This window comes from Sphingomonas asaccharolytica NBRC 15499 (genome assembly GCF_001598355.1).
In the GTDB taxonomy this organism is placed as follows: Bacteria; Pseudomonadota; Alphaproteobacteria; order Sphingomonadales; family Sphingomonadaceae; genus Sphingomonas; species Sphingomonas asaccharolytica.
The window spans coordinates 47,775-66,251 of sequence record NZ_BCYU01000019.1; the positions used below are offsets into that span (position 1 = coordinate 47,775).

The following is an 18,477-nucleotide window of genomic DNA, read 5'->3' on the forward strand; positions in this document are numbered from 1 at the left end:
GGTGAAGTCACACCGTCCTTTGCAGGCCGGAAGGATGACGAACCATATTTGGGAGAGATGATGCCGATCAGAGCAACGCCTCCCCTTTGCCATTTGAAATGGAGGGTCGAGGAATGACTATTGACCATGAGATGACCGGCACATGCGCTCCAGCGCTGGTGCGCGACTTTCTCTGCTCCGCCCAAATCAAATTCGACCCGCAAGGGCTAGTTTCAAAACAGGCGGCGTCAATTTTCATACCTAAAATTGGTAGCGGTACCAACAACAAATATTGCGGCCGCAGGCAGTCGAAACGCCGGCTGCGATCGAGCCCGGCCAGCTCCAGGCTCGCTGCCCGCAGCGGGTGAAGGATCCTCGCAGCAAGCATCGCCTGATCGCTGCGGACGCGAACGGGGTGCCAGCGAAATCTGGGCGGTTCGCGCCCGCGCCAACGACGTCCGCGAAGATAAGACGTCCTATGAAAAACATGAACGGGAGGGGCAGATGAAAACACGTAACCTGATGATCGAAGCCAGTATTTCGGCGCTGATCCTTGCAAGCTTTAGCGTGGTGGCAACGCCGGCATGGGCACAGGATGCGGGAGCAAAGAGCTCCGACGATGCCCCAGCGGCCAAGCCCGCTAAGGCGAAAGATCAGGGCGACGACGTCGCGACCGACATTATCATCACCGCGCGCCGCAAGGCGCTGGCGGATGCGATCTCCATCAAGAAGAACTCAGACACTATCGTCGACTCGGTGACCGCGGACGAAGCGGGCAAGCTTCCGGACAATTCGATCACCGAAGTCCTTCAGCGCGTGCCCGGCGTGTCGATCTCGCGCTTCACCGGCGTCAATGGCGGCAACACCGCATTCCAGATCGAAGGTTCGGGTATCACCGTGCGCGGTCTGCCCTTCAATTCGAGCATGCTTAACGGCCAGCAATTGTTCAGCGCCAACGGCGCGAGCGCCATCAGCTGGAACGAAGTCACGCCCGAATTGATGGCGGGGGTTGATGTCTACAAAGCGACGCGCGCCGACATCATTGAAGGGGGCGCGTCCGCGATCGATCTTCGCACGCATGTGCCGTTCGATTTCAAGGATACGCAGTTCAACATCACCGCGGGCGGCAGCTACGGCACCCAGGTGAAAAAGGGTTCGCCCCGCATTTCCGCGATGTTCTCCAAGCGTTTCGATACCGGTATCGGGGAAATTGGCGTGTTGTGGGATTTCGCCTTCAGCCGCCTCTATCAGCAGAGCAGCGACTTGGCGGTTGGCGCGATGTTCGCCCAATATACTCCGACCGCCACGCGCAGCGATGGCCTCGCCTTTGTTCCTAGCTCATTCAACTGGAGCACCACCGAGAACAAGCGAGACCGGTACGGCGCCTATCAGGCCATTCAGTGGAAGCCGGCCTCGAACCTCACGCTGACCAACACCGTGTTCTTCTCGCAATATATCGAACATAGCCAGGGAAACGGTGGCTCCGTGGGAGCGAACCCATCCGCAGCAGCTGTGCTCATGCCGATGGTTGGCAGTCCGGTTCAATATGATGCCAACGGCGCCTTCAACAAGGGAATCCTCACGGTTGGGTCCACTGGCAATTCGGTGGAGTTCACAAACACAACCACCCACACTAGTTGGCTGGACCCCAAGTACCAGATCGACTGCGGTTCCACCTATGGCGCGCCCGCATCATCGATTCAGTGGGATTGGTCGCCGAATCCTCCAATTCTGGCGCAATGCGGCCCCTACGCCACGTTGAATCCCAGCGGTTCGGCGAACGCCTCGCACACCAAGAATTCCACGCTGGATATTTCGCAGAGCTTCGTCTGGACTCCTGGGGACAGGGTGGCCGTACGAGGCGGCGTGCAATATGTCAGTTCGCGCTCGGCCGGGCAGCAAATATATATCGGTCTCAATCAGAGCAGCCCGCTGGTCAAATCGGTCAACGTCGACCTTACCGGTTCCCTGCCGAACTTGTCCGGCCTGTCCACTACCCGCATTCTTGATCCGAACACAGCGTACTTGGCGCAGTTCGGCTATCACGAGCCCAAGAATAAGGGGACGATGCTTGCCGGCCATCTCGACCTTGAATATCGGGTCAGTGACAACGGGTTCCTGCGCAGCATCACTGTTGGCGCTCGTGCCGCCAGGCGCACCGAAAAAGACAATTTCGTGGGGACCTATTATGCGCCGCTGGGTCAGTCCTGGCTATCGAATCCGTGGGGTCCACATGTAGGCAATCCGACATTTGGCCCGGGAAATATTCAATATCTCAATAATCCTAATGTTCCCAAGTCCGATTATCAAGTTGCCACCTTCAGGAATTTCTTCGGTGGTCAAGTGTCGGTTCCATCGAATCTCTTAGTCGCCAGCAATTCTCTCCTGCAGAGCTATGACTGGTACCATTTGCTCACGACCTATAACAATCAAATTCCTAACGGTACTCGGGATCAGTATTGGACAGCTGATATAGATCAAGGTCTTAACAAGACCGATAGCCGCATAATGAATATGGCCGTCTATGTAGAGGCCAGGTTCGCGCATGATCGTATCGGTTTCATTCCGGCCTTTTCGGGTAATATCGGTGTGCGCGTATTCCACGATTCGCTGCGGGCAAACGCCCTACTGGGAACGCCGAACGCTTCAAACCTTGCTCTGACCGAGGCGGACAGCACTGCATATTTCAACGCGGGCCGACCGGGTGCCACGACACCATATCCGACGCTCTATGGTTTTACACTAGCTTACTTCCCGCAGACCCGAGATTATAGTTACACGCGCGCTCTGCCTTCGTTCAACATTAAGTTCGATGCATCCGACAAGTTCAAGATTCGTGGTGCGGCATCGATCTCATCTTCGCCGCCCAACCTCAACGACATTCGCCCCGGTGGATCGATCAGTGCCAGGACGCTCCCTAACCCCACCAATTCGTCGGCACCTTCAATTCTCACGGGCGTTGTCGTCAATGGCGGCGGCACGAACCTCAAGCCGACGATGATCAAGAGCGAAGATCTGACGTTTGAATACTATCCATCGTCTTCCAGCTTCTTCTACATTGATTTCTTCGCCAAGCAGATCAAGGACGAACCGATATTTTATTCGTTCGTCATCAACCCTCTTCCTACGCCGTTGAAAGCATATGCCAATGGCGCGACGCCGCCCGCTGCGGGGCAACCTCCAAGCCCGAACATCACGGATACGAGCCTGAATCTTCCGTGGGTCTTTCTGCAGAACAAGTCGTCGACGCAAACCGCTTACATCAAGGGCGTCGAGATTGGCGGCCGCAAGTTCTTCGATAAACTGCCGGGCGTGCTTCGCGGGCTGGGCATCGACGCCAACCTGACCTTCATCGATAGCAGCAACCCTGCCCAGCAGGCTAACAATGTATTGACTACGCCGCCGGCCGGCGGCCTCCTTCCAGGCCTCAATCCGGACGGCTCAGTGCCGCAGACTTATCCCAACCTTCCTTATGCCGGATTGTCGAAATGGGCCTACAACATCCAGCTGCTGTACAGCCGCGGCAAGGTCAATTTCCGTCTGGCATACAATTGGCGCGACAAGGCGTTGCTGTCGACCAACGTCAATCCGCTGTCTTATGCGACCAGCGGCGGCAACCCTTACACGCTCAATACCAGCCCGACCAACTTCGACGCGACCCATTCCTATCCCGTGTACAACATGGTTCCGGCCTACATGGCAGCCGCAGGCTACCTGGACATGGGTTTCGACTTCGCGGTGAATAAGAATGTGTCCGTTTCATTCAATGCGAACAACCTTCTCAACACGGTTTCGCGAACCCTTCAGGAGCCTGTGCCTGGCGTGTTCCAGCCGTACGACTATAACGTCAGCGACCGGCGCTTCGACCTCACCGTTCGGGTGCGCTTGTGACGGTCTGAACGGGGACGGGCGCTTCCTCGGGAAGCGCCCGTTCTCTTTCGAACACAGTGCTGCGGCCGATTCATGCCCGGTCGTTTGTCACAGACACAGCCGGTTGGCACGCGCCTTGACCGACATATAACCACCGTACGCCTGAAGCCCCATTCGGCAGGCACCGGGTACGTTCATGGCGAGACATGTTTATGAACAGCGGCGATCAACAAGATATCGTCATTCTGGGCGGCGGCGCGGCGGGGTGGATAGCGGCCGCGCTGCTGGCCAAGAAGACGAACCCCCGTCAAACGCGCATCACCCTGGTCGAATCCGAGGAAATCGGCATCATCGGCGTCGGGGAAGCGACGGTCCCGATACTGACGCAATTGAACACATTACTCGGCATCGATGAATTCGACTTCATTCGCCGCACCCAGGGCACGTTCAAGCTGGGCATCGAGTTCTGCGACTGGGGAGTTGCCGGAAACCGGCATTTCCATGCGTTCAGCGACTATGGGCATCCGGTCGAAGGAGTGCAGACCCAGCATTATTGGCTGAGAATGCGCCAATCGGGCGACGACCGTCCGATCGATGACTATTCGTTTGCCTACGCCGTCGCGAAAAACAACAATTTCACCCCGAGCGACCCGCAGAAATCGCGCTATCACCACGCCTATCATTTCGATGCGGCGTTGTACGCCCGGTATCTGCGGGACGTGGCGACCGAGCTGGGCGTGGAGCGCATCGAAGGCAAGATGACGCACGTCGACCTGGATGGCGAGACCGGCAATATTGCCGCCATCCACCTCGCCAACGGCGTCAGGGTTCCCGGGGACCTCTTCCTGGATTGCACCGGTTTCGCGTCTGCGTTGCTGGGCAAGGCGCTGGATACGCCGTTTGTCGACTGGTCGCGTTGGTTGCTTTGCAACAGCGCCATGGCGGTGCCATCAAAACGCACCGGCGAGCCAACGCCGTTTACCCGGTCTGCCGCGCACGCCGGGGGCTGGCGCTGGACCATCCCGCTGCAACATCGCAGCGGGAATGGCATGGTCTATAGCTCGGATTTCTGGAGCGACGACGCTGCGCGCGACGCCTTGCTGGGCAGTCTCGACGGCGAAGCGCTCGCCGAGCCGCGGCTGTTCCGTTTTACCTCTGGCCACCGCGAGCAGTTCTGGAATCGGAATTGCGTGGGCATCGGTTTCGCCTCCAACTTTCTCGAACCTCTGGAATCAACCGGACTACAGTTGATCGTCATGGGAGTCTTGAAACTGCTTCGATTCTTCCCGCAGCGGACTATCGACCCCGTTCTGCGCGACGAATATAACCGGATCTCGACGAGCGAAATCGAGCGCATCCGCGACTTCATCATCGCGCATTACTATCTCTCGCGCCGTCCCGAGCCATTGTGGGCGGCGTGCCGCGAGATCGAAATCCCCGACAGCCTTCGGCACAAACTCGATGTCTGGACCGCCAGCGGACAAATCGCGCTGGGCGAAGCCGAATCCTATATGGAGCCGAGCTGGCTCGCCATCCTGCTCGGCAACTGCGTTATTCCAGCTCGTTACGACGTCTCGGCCGATCGCTATCCGCTGGAGCAAATCCGTACGGGTATGGAATTGCGCCGCGAAGAGATCATGCGTTCGGCGCAGGAGGTCACTTCGCATCAGGATTTCATCGATCGTCACTGTAAAGCGCCCCAAACGGCACCGGCCGACCGAGTAGCCTGACCAAGTGAGGCTTGCGCTGATGAAATTGCAGAACAAGTTTATGAGGATCGTCGTGAACATTGATGGAAAGATCCAGTTCGTGGCGCTGGGATGCGCCGCCCTTCTGAGCCTGCAAGCGGGTAGCGCCAACGCGAAGGACGCGGCGCCGCGCGTCGTATGGGGCAAGGCCGGCGTCAGCTCCGAGCTATATCATGACGATGCTTTGGCCTGCGGGATGAATGGCCTGGCCAGCAACATCGACAATACAAAGGAAGTGAAGACGTTGGCGCGCGCGTCGCAGCAGTTGGAAGGTATCGACGCCAGCGCTCAGGCCTCTATCGGCACGGCGATCGGTCCGACGGGGCAGCCCGACCCGGTATCGGGCGCCGAGAATAGAGCCATTCAGGAACAGGGGATCATCGCCGCCGCCAGACCCGACAAGCAATATGCAGGTATCAAGGAAACGATGTTCCAAGTCGTGCGTCGCTGCATGATCGACCGCGGCTATGCCAAGATCGTTCTGACCGAAAATCAGCGCAAGCACTATGACGGGCTCAAGGGCGGAGCCAATGCGCGGCGCGCCTATATCCACGAACTGGCCAGCGATCCGCACGTGCTGGCAACGCAGCGCGAGGCGGCTGCACAGTAGATCGTCGACGCAACGTTAGGCCGCAGCGCTGATCAGCATGCCTGGAGGAAACAAATGTCGCGACCGCTGAGGGCAGTCTGGGGACTTGCCGCCGCATGGCTCATCTGGGCTTTGGCAACTCCGGCGTTCGCGGAGACGCGCAGCCTCTCCCAGAACTGGCTGTTTGCGCGGGGCGAGGTGCAAGGTGCCGAAGCCCCTGCGTTCGATGATCGCGGCTGGAAGCCGGTCGTGGTGCCGCATGACTGGTCGATCATGGACGGGCCGGACGGTGCCGGACCGTTCGACCGCCGCGCCACCTCCGGCCAGGATTCGGGCTATCTGTCGGGCGGCGTCGGCTGGTATCGGCGCCACCTGAAGCTCGATGCATCCGCGATGCGCAAGATCGTTCGGCTCAACTTCGAAGCAGTCTATATGGACGCCACGATCTGGGTGAACGGCCGCCGGATTGCCGAACACCATTATGGCTACACCGCCTTCACGGTCGATCTTACCGGCAAGCTGCGGGCCGGCGACAATGTCATCGCTCTGCGCGTCAATCACGCCGATCCATCGTCGCGTTGGTATGCGGGATCGGGCATCATCCGGCCGGTCACGCTCCAGATCCTCGATTGCGTTCATATCGACCCGGACTCGGTCTTCGTGACCACGCCCAAAGCGACGCGGGACATGGGCATGGTCGCGATCCGGGCATCCGCGAGCAATTGCACGGTCCGGGCGCAATCGGTCGAACTCGTGTCCAAGATAGTCGCGGCGAATGGCCGAGTGGTGGCGCAGACCAGTCGGCGCCAAGATCTAGGAGCAGGGGCGCGCGGCGAATGGGACCAATCGCTCGCGATCCCGCGCCCGGCCTTGTGGTCGCCCGCCTCTCCCCAACTCTACACGCTGGTGCAGGAAACGCGGATTGGCGGCGTCGTCACCGACAGCCGCCGAACCCGCTTCGGCATCCGCACGATCACCGCCGATGCGACGAACGGTCTTCGGATCAACGGCAAGCGTGTGGTCCTGCGCGGCGGGAATATTCACCACGACAATTATATGCTCGGCGCCGCGGGGTATCCCGATGCCGACCGGCGCAAAGTCGCGCTGATGAAGGCGGCCGGCTACAATGCCATCCGAAGCGCACACAATCCGGCGAGCCAGGCAACGCTTGAAGCCGCCGACGAACTCGGCATGCTGGTGATCGACGAGGCCTTCGACGCTTGGAACAAGGACAAGCGCTCTCAGGATTATTCCCGTTTCTTCGCCACGGATTGGCCGCAGGATATCGCCAGCATGGTGGTCAGCGGCCGCAATCACCCGAGCGTGATCTTCTGGAGCATCGGCAACGAAATCCCGGAACAGGGATCGCCGCTGGGCGTCGAGACGGCAGAAAAGCTGGCCGCACGCGTACGCGCCCTTGATCCGACCCGGCCAGTGACCCAAGCGGTGAGCATCGATCCGCCCGAGAGCGACAAGCAGTTCGCGACGCTCGACGTGGCCGGATACAATTATCGAGCGCATTTGTTCGCGGGCGATCACGTGAAATTCCCGCAGCGCGTCATGTACACCTCTGAATCGACCTCGCGGGATGCCTTTGACTATTGGCGACCGGTCGAAACCAAGCCCTGGGTAATCGGTGATTTCGTCTGGACCGCCGTCGATTATCTGGGCGAATCCGGCATCGGCTGGATGGGCTATAGCCAGGACTGGCAGAAGCTCGGCCCCTACCCTTGGCATCTCGGTTATAGCGGTGAAATCGACGCGACGGGGCGCAGGAGACCCGCCGCTTATTACCGCGAAGTGCTGTGGAAGACGGGGATTGATCCGATCGCGGCGTTCGTTCGCCAGCCCGAAGGAACCCAGGACCTCCCCGATCGGCATTTCTATCCGATTACGCCGCCTCATCTCGATTGGTCGCTCGACGACGTTCACCCCAGTTGGACGTGGCCGGGACAGGAAGGCAAGCCGCTCGAGGTCGTGGTCTATTCCGAACTTCCGGAAGTGGAGTTGCTGCTCAACGGAGTCAGCCTCGGGCGCAGGCAGGTGGGCGTCGAGAGCGAATTCAAGACCGTGTTCAAGACGCCCTATGCGCCTGGCAGGCTGACTGCCGTCGGTTATGACCACGGACGTGAGATGGCACGCTGGGAATTGCGCACCGCAGGCCCGCCGACCAAGGCCCGCGTGACCGTCGATCACCGCCGCCTCGCCGCCAATGGCGAAAATCTCGCTTATCTGACGGTGGAACTCGTCGATGCCGCCGGAACACCGGTCTACGACCAGCACGCCGACCGTGTCGTGACGGTGCGGGCCCTTGGCGCAGCGACGTTGGCGGGTATCGGCAATGGCAACCCGCAAGACGCATCGAGCTTCCAGTCGGGCGCGCGCAAGAGTTTTCACGGACGCGTCGTTGCGGCATTGCGCGCGGGCACCAGAGCCGGGCCCGTCATGGTCGACGTCGACATCGAGGGGTTGCCGACGCAGCGCCTTCAACTCGAAACCATAGCGAAATAGTGCCCAGCCCGTCGCGGTTTCGAGCAACACACCGGGCAATTAGCCTGTCTTGAAAGCGGAAAAGTTACGAGGCGGACTGACATTATTTAGGACAGTCCAGCAACTCGATAAACGGGAATAGGCAAGTAATTTTTCGTATATTTACAATGCCTTCTACTATGAATTTAATGGACCAACCGTTGGACTTCGGCGGGTGATTACGTCTACCAGCCGAACCGGAGTCAGCCCGTTTTGCCAGAATGCAGCCGGACCGGGTCATGGGGGAGGAGTTGCGGGTGATCGCACATGCAATGCTGCCGGGCGCAGCCTCGCCTCGGCCGAGTTATCGACCGCTCAAGGGAGAGAGAATGAACCTGTTTCGTAGCCTCTGCGGCATGCTCCTCACACTGTGTCTTGCCCTACCCGCCTCTGCCGGCGAACTGCCGCGGATCGTCTCCAAGAACGGCCGGCACGCTTTGTACGTCGATGGCGCACCGTTCCTGGTTCTCGGCGGGCAGGCACACAATTCGAGTAATTATCCGGCCATGTTGCCCGAGGTCTGGCCGACGATTCGCGCCATTCACGCCAATACGCTCGAGATTCCGGTAGCCTGGGAGCAGATTGAGCCGGTTGAGGGCAAGTTCGATTTTTCATGGGTCGACGCGTTGATTCCGCAGGCCCGCGAGAACCACGTACGTCTCGTCCTGCTGTGGTTCGGGACCTGGAAGAACACCGGGCCGGCCTATGCGCCGGAATGGGTGAAGGCGGATTCGAAGCGGTTTCCGCACATGATGACCGAGGATGGCAAGCCGCACTATCTTCATACGCCGCTCGGCCGAAATACGCTCGAAGCCGACAAGCGCGCGTTTGTCGCGCTGATGCGCCACCTCCGCGAGATCGACCCGGATCACACCGTCATCATGGTGCAGCCGGAGAATGAAGTCGGGAGCTATGGCCTCGATCGCGACTATTCACCCGAAGCGAACCGGCTGTTCGCGGCGCCCATCCCGGCAGAACTAGCGCGGCGGACCGGGAAAAGCGGCACCTGGACGGAGGCCTTCGGCAAGACCGCTGCGCGAAACTTCACCGCCTGGTACCTCGCACGATATATCGACGAGGTCGCCGCGGCCGGCCAAGCCGAACTCAACCTGCCGATGTACGTCAATGCCGCGCTCAGCGACGCCTTTAACGACGCCGGAGGCAATAGCGGGCCCGACTGGGCGGTGATCGACATCTGGAAGGCGGCGGCTCCGCACATCGCGATCGAAGCGCCCGACATCTACGAGCGCAATTCGACGGCCGTTGCGGCCTATATGGATCACTATGCCCGGCCGGATAATCCGCTGTTCATTCCCGAGACTGGCAACGACCTGGGATTCGCGCGGTTCTTCTGGCTGGCGCTCGGCAAGGGGGCGATCGGCTGGTCTCCGTTCGGGATGGATCCGACCTATTCCAATTTCCCGCTCGGCGGTCTGAACACGCCCGAGAATCTCGAAGCCGTCTCGTCCAAATTCGCGCTGATGGCGCCGATCGCACGGGACTGGGCTCGGCTCGCGTCCGAGCATCCCACGGTCGGGTTCGCAAAAGGCGAGGACGTGTCGGATCAATCCGCGATGCTCGGCCGCTGGAAAATCACTGCGCAATACGGGCTGTGGGAGTTCGGGGGCCGCGATGCCCCGCCAAATCCCAACAAGGACCGCCCCGTCGGCGGCGCGGCCGTCATGGAGTTGGGGCCGGACGAGTTCTTGCTTGCCGGGTCCGACGTGCGCATCGCCTTCAGCCAAGCCGCCCCGGCACCCGATGGAGGTGGACGTTTCATGATGGTCGAGGAAGGCACGTTCCAGAATGGCCGCTGGCTCATGAAGCGCCGTTGGAACGGTGACGAGGTAGATCACGGCCTCAACCTGACGAAGCCGACGCTGCTCAAAATACGGTTCGGCATCTCTCGCTGACAGCCGTCCATCCCTCGTGCGCGTGGCGCGTAAGGCGTAGCAAGTGAGGAAGACGCCCGTCGGGCGCCCTCCTCAAGAGATCACCGGCGGTGCCGGACCTGCGTCTCTCCGAAAATAACCTGCTGGACCATCGGCAGGCGCATCATCACGTGCGGAAAGCCGGGATCGATCGCGCTCACGGCGTCGAGCCGTGCCCGCTGTTCATCGCTGAACTCGACGTCGAGTGCACCGAGATTTTCCTCCAGCTGCTGGAGCGTACGAGCGCCGATGATCGGCGACGTGACCGCAGGATTGAGCAGGGTCCAGGCGAGGGCTACCTGCGCGCGCGACTTGCCCAGCCCTTCGGCGACCTTTCCGACCTCGTCCGCGATGGTGAGGTTGCGCTCGGTAAGCATGTTATGCGCGAGCACCACGTTGTGACGGGTGCCCGTCGGGTTCGCCGACGCCTCGACGTCGAGGTCCGAACGCTTGTACTTGCCGGTCAGCACCCCGCCGGCGAGCGGCGACCACGGGATGACCCCCAGCCCCATTTCCTCGGCCATCGGTGCGAGATCGCGCTCGACGGTGCGTTCGGCGAGACTGTATTCGACCTGCAACGCAACCAGAGGCGACCAGCCGCGAAGATCGGCAATCGCTTGCATCCGCGAAACCTGCCAGGCGGGCGTGTCGGAGATCCCGAGATAAAGAACCTTGCCTTGACGCACGAGGTCGTCGAGTCCGCGCAGGACTTCCTCGACCGGCGTCGTGAAATCCCAGACGTGCAGGTACAGCAAGTCGATATGGTCGGTGCCGAGCTTCTTGAGGCTCTCCTCGACCGAGCGGACCATCGACTTACGGTGATTGCCCCCGGCATTGGGGTCGTCAGGTCGGCGGCTCATCGTATATTTGGTGGCGATGACGAGTTGCTCGCGCTTATCGGCCATGAACGTGCCGAGCAGGCGCTCGGATGACCCGCCTGTGTACATGCTCGCGGTATCGATGAAATTGCCACCGCGATCGACATAGGTATCGAACAAGCGGCGTGCCTCGTCCTCGTCGGCGCCCCAGCCCCAGTCGGATCCGAACGTCATCGTGCCCAGCGAGAGCGGCGAAACGCGCAAGCCCGAGCGGCCGAGCAAGCGATAGGATTGAAGGGTCGAACTATTGGTCATTGTCCATTCTCCCACGAACGCGCCGATGCGTCCTTCGTGCGAGGGGCGATATGGCTCGTGATCTACGGTAAGATTATCTGCTAGAATTCACCTTATCTATGAAGCTGGACATGGATAATGCGCGGCACGGATTTTGCGAACCTCAACGCTTTCGCCGCCGTCGTGGAGCATCGCAGTTTCGCTCGCGCAGCAGCGCATCTGGGCGTCACGCCCTCGGCGCTCAGCCAGACGATCCGCCAGCTCGAGGAGCGGCTCGGCGTGCGCCTGCTCAATCGGACGACGCGAAGCGTGGCTCCGACGACGGCCGGCGAACGCCTCTATCAAAGGCTTCGTCCCGCCGTGGACGAACTCGACGCGGCCGTCACAGAGGCGACTTCGACGCGCGAACGTCCGGCGGGCGTGCTGCGTATCAACGCGCCGCGAACCGCTGCGCTTAGGCTGATCGCGCCGCGCCTGGGCCGCTTCCATCGCGACAATCCCGGCGTGATACTCGACGTCACGGTGGACGATGCGCTGACGGATATCGTCGCAGGCCGTTTCGACGCCGGGATCCGACTTGGCGAACTGCTCGAAAAGGACATGATCGCGGTGCGCCTGACCGGCGAAATGGAGATGATCGCGGTCGCTTCGCCGGATTATCTTGCACGCCATGGCACGCCTGAAACCCCGGATGAGCTCCATAACCATGCCTGCCTCAACTGGCGCTGGCCGACCGACGGCAGCCTTTATCGCTGGGAATTCGAAGAAAACGGCAGGGAATTCGAGATTGCGGTGAACGGGCCGATCATTGCCAACGATATCGAAGTGGTTTTGCAGGCCGCGCTCCAGGGCCTAGGGATCGCCTATGCGTCCCACGAATGGATCGAAGGGTGGCTGAAAGAAGGCAAGCTGGTCCGCGTGCTTGAGCGTTATTCACCTAAATTTCCCGGCGTGTATCTATACCATCCCAGTCGGCGGCAGCAGCCGCCAGCGCTGCGCGCGTTCATCGATTGCCTGTTGGATCGGCAAGCCTGAAGCGGACCGGTCCGACCCGGCAAACAACGGCCAGTCGCAGCGCACGGCAATGCGCGGAACGGCACTTCAGGCAACCGCTAAGCGGCGGTGCGCCGTGAAGACATCAGCAAAAGTGCCAAGGGTATTTGGGTCGGGATGGTCGCTAAAGGCAGGCGCGGCGGCAAAAGTCATATTAACGGCGGCGTCAACCGCGTACGACACGCTTAACCATTGGCCGCGACCGGACCGAGCGTGGGCGCGGCAAAGCGCCGGGTTACCGCGCCATTATTGACCTCGATCACGACGTCCGCGCGTTCGATCAGGGCTGGGCGATGAGCGATCGCAATCCGCGTAATCGGCATTCGCGCCACTGTATCGGCGATCGCTTCCTCGAGCGCGGCATCAAGATTGGCCGTGCCCTCATCGAGCAGCAGCATGTCGGGCTCGCGGTAGATCGCGCGGGCGAGCAGCATGCGCTGGCGCTGTCCGCCCGACAGGGCCGCGCCCATGTCGCTCACCAGGCTCTGGTAACCCATCGGCATTGCCAGGATATCGTCGTGAATGTGCGCCAGCCGCGCCGCCGCTTCGACCGCGGCCGGATTCGCGCCGGTGTCGAACGAGGCGATATTATCGGCAAAGGTGCCGGCGAACAGCAAATCGTCCTGGAGCACCGCGCCGACCCTGCTGCGCCATTGCGCGAGGTTGCCGGGGCCGAGCGGCACGCCGTCGATCAGAATGCGCCCGCTGGTCGGCGTCAACAGGCCGAGCAACAGCTTGGCGAGAGTCGTCTTGCCGGCGCCCGACGGTCCGGCGATCGCGATGAAGCTTCCCGCAGGTATCGTGAAGGAGATGTCGTGGAACAGCTCGGCTTCGGTCGCGCTGTAGGTGAAACCGAGATTCTCGACGCGGATTTCCGCCGGTTTCAACCGGCCATGATCGCGCGGCACCACGATCCCGGTCTGCTCGCGTTGCTCACTGGTGATATCGGCCAGTCGGTCGAGGTGCAGGCTGACCACCCGCCATTGCCGGAATTGCGCGACCAGCTGGATCGCGCTGGTATGAAAGCTATTGCGATAGGCGACCAACGCCATCAGCTGGCCGATCGTGAAATCATTGGCGACCACTGCCTGCGCGCCGAGATAGACGATCATGATCAACTGGACGCTGAAGATGAGATGTTCGGCGAAGACGATGCGGATCGCCGCCATTTCCGCGTGATAACCCGCGGAGATGACGTCGGCCAGGCGCCCGCGCCAGCTGGCTTCGCGTAGGGCCTCGCTGACCCCGAGCTTGATCGTGCGGATGCCGCGGATGCTCTCGAGCAGATAGGTCTCCTCGCTCGCGCGCGCCGCGATCGCTTCCTCGGAGCGGCGGCGCCATTCGGGGATCATCAGCACGACCACGCCGACATAGAGCAAAGTCGCGCCCAGCACGACCGACGCGAGCAGCGGCGACAGTAACAGCATCGCGATCAGCAGCGTGACCGCCAGGACGCCATCGACGAGAACGTTGACCAGGCCTTGGGTCAGCAGATCCTCGATCGGGCGGATCGAGCCCATCCGTGCCTGGATATCGCCGATATGTCGCCGCTCGAAATAGGCGGCGGGCAGCCGGATCAGATGGCGCATGACATTGCCCGCGAGCTGATAGGCGATCGATTCGCCCAGGGTCAGCACGACCCAACTCCGTAGCGCCTGCAGGATCGCGTTGATGATATAGAGCGCGCCGAAGCCGAGCGCGAGCAATCCCAGCAGCGAAACGTTCCCCTGGCCGATGCCCTCGTCGATCGTCAGCTGCATGAAGAAAGGCAGCGCGAGGTTGGTGAGTTGCAGGATGATCGACAGGCCGATGACGTGCGCCAGGGCGCCGCGCAGTCCCTTCATGCGGCTCCATAGCCGCCAGATATGTGGCCGGTTGACCGCCTTGATCGGGCAGAAATCGACTTCGGGTTCGAGCTCGAGCGCAACCCCGGTGAACGCCTTGGAGAACTTCGACAGCGGCAAGGTACGCCGGCCTAGCGCCGGATCGAGGATCGTCACGCCCCCCTGAGCGACACGTTCGAGCACGACGAAGTGATTGAGCTTCCAATGCAGGATCGCGGGGAGGCGCAACTCGCACAACTCTTCGAGTTCGAGGCGGAGGGGGCGTGCCGACAATTTGATGTCGGCGGCGACCCGCATCAGGTCGGCCAACGTCGATCCCTTGATCGACAACCCCGCCCGCCGGCGCAACGTCGGCAGATCGAGATGATGACCATGATGGTTGGCGATCATCACCAGACAAGCGATGCCGCACTCGGCCGCCTCGGCCTGATGGACCGGACGCAGTCGGGTGCTCCACGGCCATTCGAGCATGCTCATTGGCGCCAGCTCCGCAGGATCGGGTCGAGGAACACTTCCCACAGCTGCCGCCGCTCGGTGATCAGGTTCGCCGACAAGGTCATGCCGGCCTTGAGCGGCCGGCCGTTCGCGCCATTGCCGCCGGTCCGATCGATCCGCACGCGCAGGCGATAAACCGGCTCCTGAATGCTCATCCCGGTGGCAGTGATCGCCCCAGGGTCGGTCGGGACCGAGGAGAGCGCGGTCACCGTGCCCGCCCCGGCGCCATATTTCTGAAACGGAAAGGCGTCGAACATCAACCTGACCTGATCGCCCGGCCGTACGAAACCGATCGCCCGCGACGGGGCATAGAGCCAGACTTCGAGCGTGCTGCCGCTCGGGACGACGGTCAGCAGCGACGTCTCGGGGCGCGCACGTTGTCCGATCGCGGCGACCAGATCGCTGACGCGGCCAGCGATCGGGGCGGTCAGCACCAGGCGGTCGAGCCGCAGCAGCGCCGCACGCTGCTCGGCCAGCGCGGCGCGTTGCGCATTGATCTCGGAAATTCGCTGTTCGGACGCCAGGCGGCGCTGCGCCAACTGGCTATCGATCTGGCGTAGCGCCTCACGCTGGCCGATCGCGCGTTCCTTCAACGCCTCGACATCGAGCTCGCGCTGAAGCGCCGCGGCCTTCGCCTGCTCGACCTGACGGCTCGACCCCGCACCGGCGTTCGCCAACCGGGCGGCACGACCTGCTTCGGTCCGGCTGAGCGCGGCTTGTGCCGTGCCGAGCTTCTGCTGGCGGTCCAGCGACCCGATCGAGCCGGCCAGTCCGACGCGCTGTTGCTCCAGCGAGCCGGTGTCGATCACCATCGAGGATCGCGCGAGTTCGAGCTGGCGTGCGAGTTCGGCGTCCTGGCGGCCCAATTCAGCCAGCTGACCACCCATGCCTTCGCCGCCGCGATCGCGACCCTGGGTCACCGCCACCGTCGCGAGCGGCGCGCCGGCAGCGACGAACTCGCCTTCGCGCACGTCGAGCGCGCGTATCTCGACCGAGGAAGGGGGATAAACTCGCGCGACGCCGCCGCTATAGGCGACCACGCCGGTCACGCGCACCCTGGTGGCGAAATTGCCGAAGAGAAGGAGCGCCGCCATGGCGAGGAGTATGACCAACGCCACGGTAAGATAGGTCGATGCGCGTGGCGGCGTCGCGGCAATAACGGTGCCCTCAAGCCGGTCCCGGGCCGCGTCGATGACTTCCTGCCGATAGAGCATGTTCGCCATGTTCGCCGTGCCCGCTTTGGTTTCGGGTAAACAATTTTCGGGAAACCGAAGGGGGCGGCCTTTCGAAGGCCGCCCCCCAAGGTGCCGTCAGCTCAGCAATGCCCGCCGTGGCCGTGGCCCGAACTGCCGCCGGCTGAAAGGCCGAGGCCCGCGCCGACGGAGATTTTGAGCAGCGGCGGAAGAGCGACGTTGAGACCGGCCAGAACGCCAAGACCAAGAAGGCTGCTGCCGCCATGGCCGCCGCCAGACACATTGTTCACTTCAGTTGTGGAAAGAGAACGCATTGCTTGTCTCCTGTTGCCGTCCGAAGTCATCGGACTGGATAATTCTGTATTGACCTTAGTATCGTATCAATGAAAAATGTGTTGATCGTAGAAACTGCGCAAATTGCGCAATTTGTTTGGAATCTACTTGAGTACACTTGGTTTTTGTTAAAAGACGTTGTTCTGATAACCAATGGTTAATGTCTCCTAACGGGATTGATCCGTTTTGACTGTTCTTCAGCCGTTTACAGATCGGTCATTCGAGTCGGTTATTTGAGTCGAACATGAGATCGACTTGCCCCCTTCTTCCACTCTTCGCTTCGGCCGCCATTGTCGGCTGCGCGCCGGTACCGCGCCTAGCCGTCGCGCCGAGCGTGTTGTCGCGCGATTGGGGCATGAGCGGAGACGCCGTCACGGTCAGCAACACTGTCGCGGGCGGAGGCCCTTCGGCGGCCGGAAACGCCGTCATGATGGTTCCTCGCGAACAATTCTGGCACGCTTTCGGATCGCCGGATCTCGATCGGCTGATTGCCGCCGCGATCGCCAACAATCCCGGTCTCGACGCCGCTCGTGCCCGAATCGATCGCGCCCGCGCCGAGCTTCGCGTCACGCGCTCCGCGCGGCTCCCGACGGTCAACGCGACGCTGGGTGGCGAAACCGGACGCAATGCCGCCCAAGGGGCGCCGGTCTACACCTATAACGGCATCTCGGCCGGGCTCGACATCAGCTACGATCTCGACCTGTTCGGCGCCAACGCCGCCGGCCGCCGGGCCGGCCGCGCTCGACTTGCCGGGGCCGGCTTCGATGCCGATGCCGCCGCGTTGGTACTGCAGGCGGAGGTGGCAAAGACCTACATCCAGTTCGCAGCGCTCAACGATCGCATTGCCCTGGCCGATCGGAAGCTGGCGGGCGGGCGCGATCTGCAACGGATTATCGCTATCCGCATCCGCGAGGGCGCCGCCGATGACGGGGAAGCCGCGCGCCAAACTGTCGAAGTTGAGCGAATTGTCGCGTTCCGCACCACGCTGGCCGAACAACGGCGTCATCTGTTGACCGCGCTGGCGCTACTGGTCGGTGCCGAAGCGCCCCGATTCCCGGCGCCTCCCGCGCGGCTTGCCGGCCTGTCGCGACCCGGTGTCGATCCCGAACAGCCGGCAATGATGGTCGTCCGCCGTCCCGATATCCGGGCAGCCGAAGCGCGCATATCGGCCGCGCGGGGCGACGTCGATGCGGCGCGGCGTGCCTTCCTGCCATCGCTCAAATTGACGACCAGCGGGTTCGGCACTGCGGTGAGCCTGCTCGGACCGATAGGTCTCACCACCAATGTGGGCGCGTCGCTGCTTGCACCGATCTTCCAGGGCGGGCGGCTGCGCGGCCAGCTCGACGCCGCCAGCGCCTCGCAGCGCGAAAGCGTGGCGCTGTATCGCCAGACATTACTGAGCGCCCTGGGCGAGGTGACCGATGCGCTCAGCTCGACCGAGCTGACGGCGCAGCGCGAAGCGAGCGCCAAGCGCGCGCTGGTGGCGGCGCAGCGCGACACGCGGCTCAACGAACTCCGCTATCGTGAGGGCGATATCGAACTCAAAGCGCTGATCGACGCGCGGTGGAACCAATATGAGGCGGAGGACCTCTGGCTCACCGCGGCGCAAGATCGCCTGATCGCCGCTATCGACGTCTTCCGTGCGACAGGCGGCGCCCCGGCGAGTGACGGCGACCGTGCCAGCTTGAGCGCGAAATGATCGGTAAATAGTGCCCGCCGGTTCGTGGGCCAGCAGAACTATCGCGGCAAACTTACCCTGGGCGGAACGGCGGCTTGTCCGGACGAGTGGTCTCGTCCGGAC

Annotated in this window: 11 protein-coding genes; 7 read left to right on the plus strand and 4 right to left on the minus strand. The window is 61.9% G+C overall.

Annotated elements, in window-relative coordinates; genetic code table 11:
- The first annotated feature begins 483 nt into the window (after nucleotides 1-483).
- From SAS01S_RS07390 to SAS01S_RS07410, 5 genes are all read left to right on the plus strand, one after another.
- Nucleotides 484-3,870, plus strand: a complete 3,387-nt coding sequence (locus tag SAS01S_RS07390) for a TonB-dependent receptor (protein ID WP_066806713.1) — start codon at nucleotides 484-486, stop codon at nucleotides 3,868-3,870.
- 191 nt (nucleotides 3,871-4,061) lie between these two features.
- Nucleotides 4,062-5,579 carry a tryptophan halogenase family protein gene (locus SAS01S_RS07395; protein ID WP_066806743.1) on the plus strand — a complete coding sequence of 506 codons (1,518 nt, stop codon included), beginning with the start codon at nucleotides 4,062-4,064 and terminating at the stop codon, nucleotides 5,577-5,579.
- A gap of 19 nt (nucleotides 5,580-5,598) precedes the next feature.
- Nucleotides 5,599-6,207 carry a hypothetical protein gene (locus SAS01S_RS07400; RefSeq protein WP_066806715.1) on the plus strand — a complete coding sequence of 203 codons (609 nt, stop codon included), beginning with the start codon at nucleotides 5,599-5,601 and terminating at the stop codon, nucleotides 6,205-6,207.
- Between the two features lie 54 nt (nucleotides 6,208-6,261).
- On the plus strand, nucleotides 6,262-8,697 hold the full coding sequence (locus SAS01S_RS07405) for a glycoside hydrolase family 2 TIM barrel-domain containing protein (RefSeq protein WP_084238619.1): 2,436 nt from the start codon (nucleotides 6,262-6,264) through the stop codon (nucleotides 8,695-8,697).
- A gap of 347 nt (nucleotides 8,698-9,044) precedes the next feature.
- Nucleotides 9,045-10,628, plus strand: coding sequence for a DUF5597 domain-containing protein (locus tag SAS01S_RS07410; protein ID WP_066806719.1), 1,584 nt, complete (start codon nucleotides 9,045-9,047; stop codon nucleotides 10,626-10,628).
- An 80-nt stretch (nucleotides 10,629-10,708) separates the two neighbouring features.
- On the opposite strand, the gene SAS01S_RS07415 is transcribed toward SAS01S_RS07410, so the two are convergent.
- Complete coding sequence (locus tag SAS01S_RS07415; RefSeq protein WP_066806721.1) at nucleotides 10,709-11,779, minus strand: aldo/keto reductase; 1,071 nt, start codon at nucleotides 11,777-11,779, stop codon at nucleotides 10,709-10,711.
- Nucleotides 11,780-11,896: 117 nt separating this feature from the next.
- Between SAS01S_RS07415 and SAS01S_RS07420 the strand changes: the two genes are divergently transcribed.
- Complete coding sequence (locus tag SAS01S_RS07420; RefSeq protein WP_066806722.1) at nucleotides 11,897-12,793, plus strand: LysR family transcriptional regulator; 897 nt, start codon at nucleotides 11,897-11,899, stop codon at nucleotides 12,791-12,793.
- Between the two features lie 203 nt (nucleotides 12,794-12,996).
- Here the strand turns inward: SAS01S_RS07420 and SAS01S_RS07425 are convergent, their stop codons facing one another.
- The 3 genes from SAS01S_RS07425 to SAS01S_RS22430 form a co-directional block, all read right to left on the minus strand.
- Nucleotides 12,997-15,132 carry a peptidase domain-containing ABC transporter gene (locus SAS01S_RS07425; RefSeq protein ID WP_084238621.1) on the minus strand — a complete coding sequence of 712 codons (2,136 nt, stop codon included), beginning with the start codon at nucleotides 15,130-15,132 and terminating at the stop codon, nucleotides 12,997-12,999.
- A complete protein-coding gene (locus SAS01S_RS07430) occupies nucleotides 15,129-16,373 on the minus strand; it encodes an HlyD family secretion protein (protein ID WP_066806724.1) in 1,245 nt (414 codons plus the stop codon). The genes SAS01S_RS07425 and SAS01S_RS07430 overlap by 4 nt, the downstream gene beginning before the upstream one ends.
- A gap of 92 nt (nucleotides 16,374-16,465) precedes the next feature.
- Nucleotides 16,466-16,657 (minus strand): hypothetical protein, encoded by a 192-nt coding sequence (locus tag SAS01S_RS22430; RefSeq protein ID WP_157082700.1) that lies wholly within the window; start codon nucleotides 16,655-16,657, stop codon nucleotides 16,466-16,468.
- Nucleotides 16,658-16,920: 263 nt separating this feature from the next.
- Here SAS01S_RS22430 and SAS01S_RS07435 point away from each other — a divergent pair, with 263 nt between their 5' ends.
- Nucleotides 16,921-18,375 carry an efflux transporter outer membrane subunit gene (locus SAS01S_RS07435; RefSeq protein WP_084238622.1) on the plus strand — a complete coding sequence of 485 codons (1,455 nt, stop codon included), beginning with the start codon at nucleotides 16,921-16,923 and terminating at the stop codon, nucleotides 18,373-18,375.
- Nucleotides 18,376-18,477 lie beyond the last annotated feature (102 nt).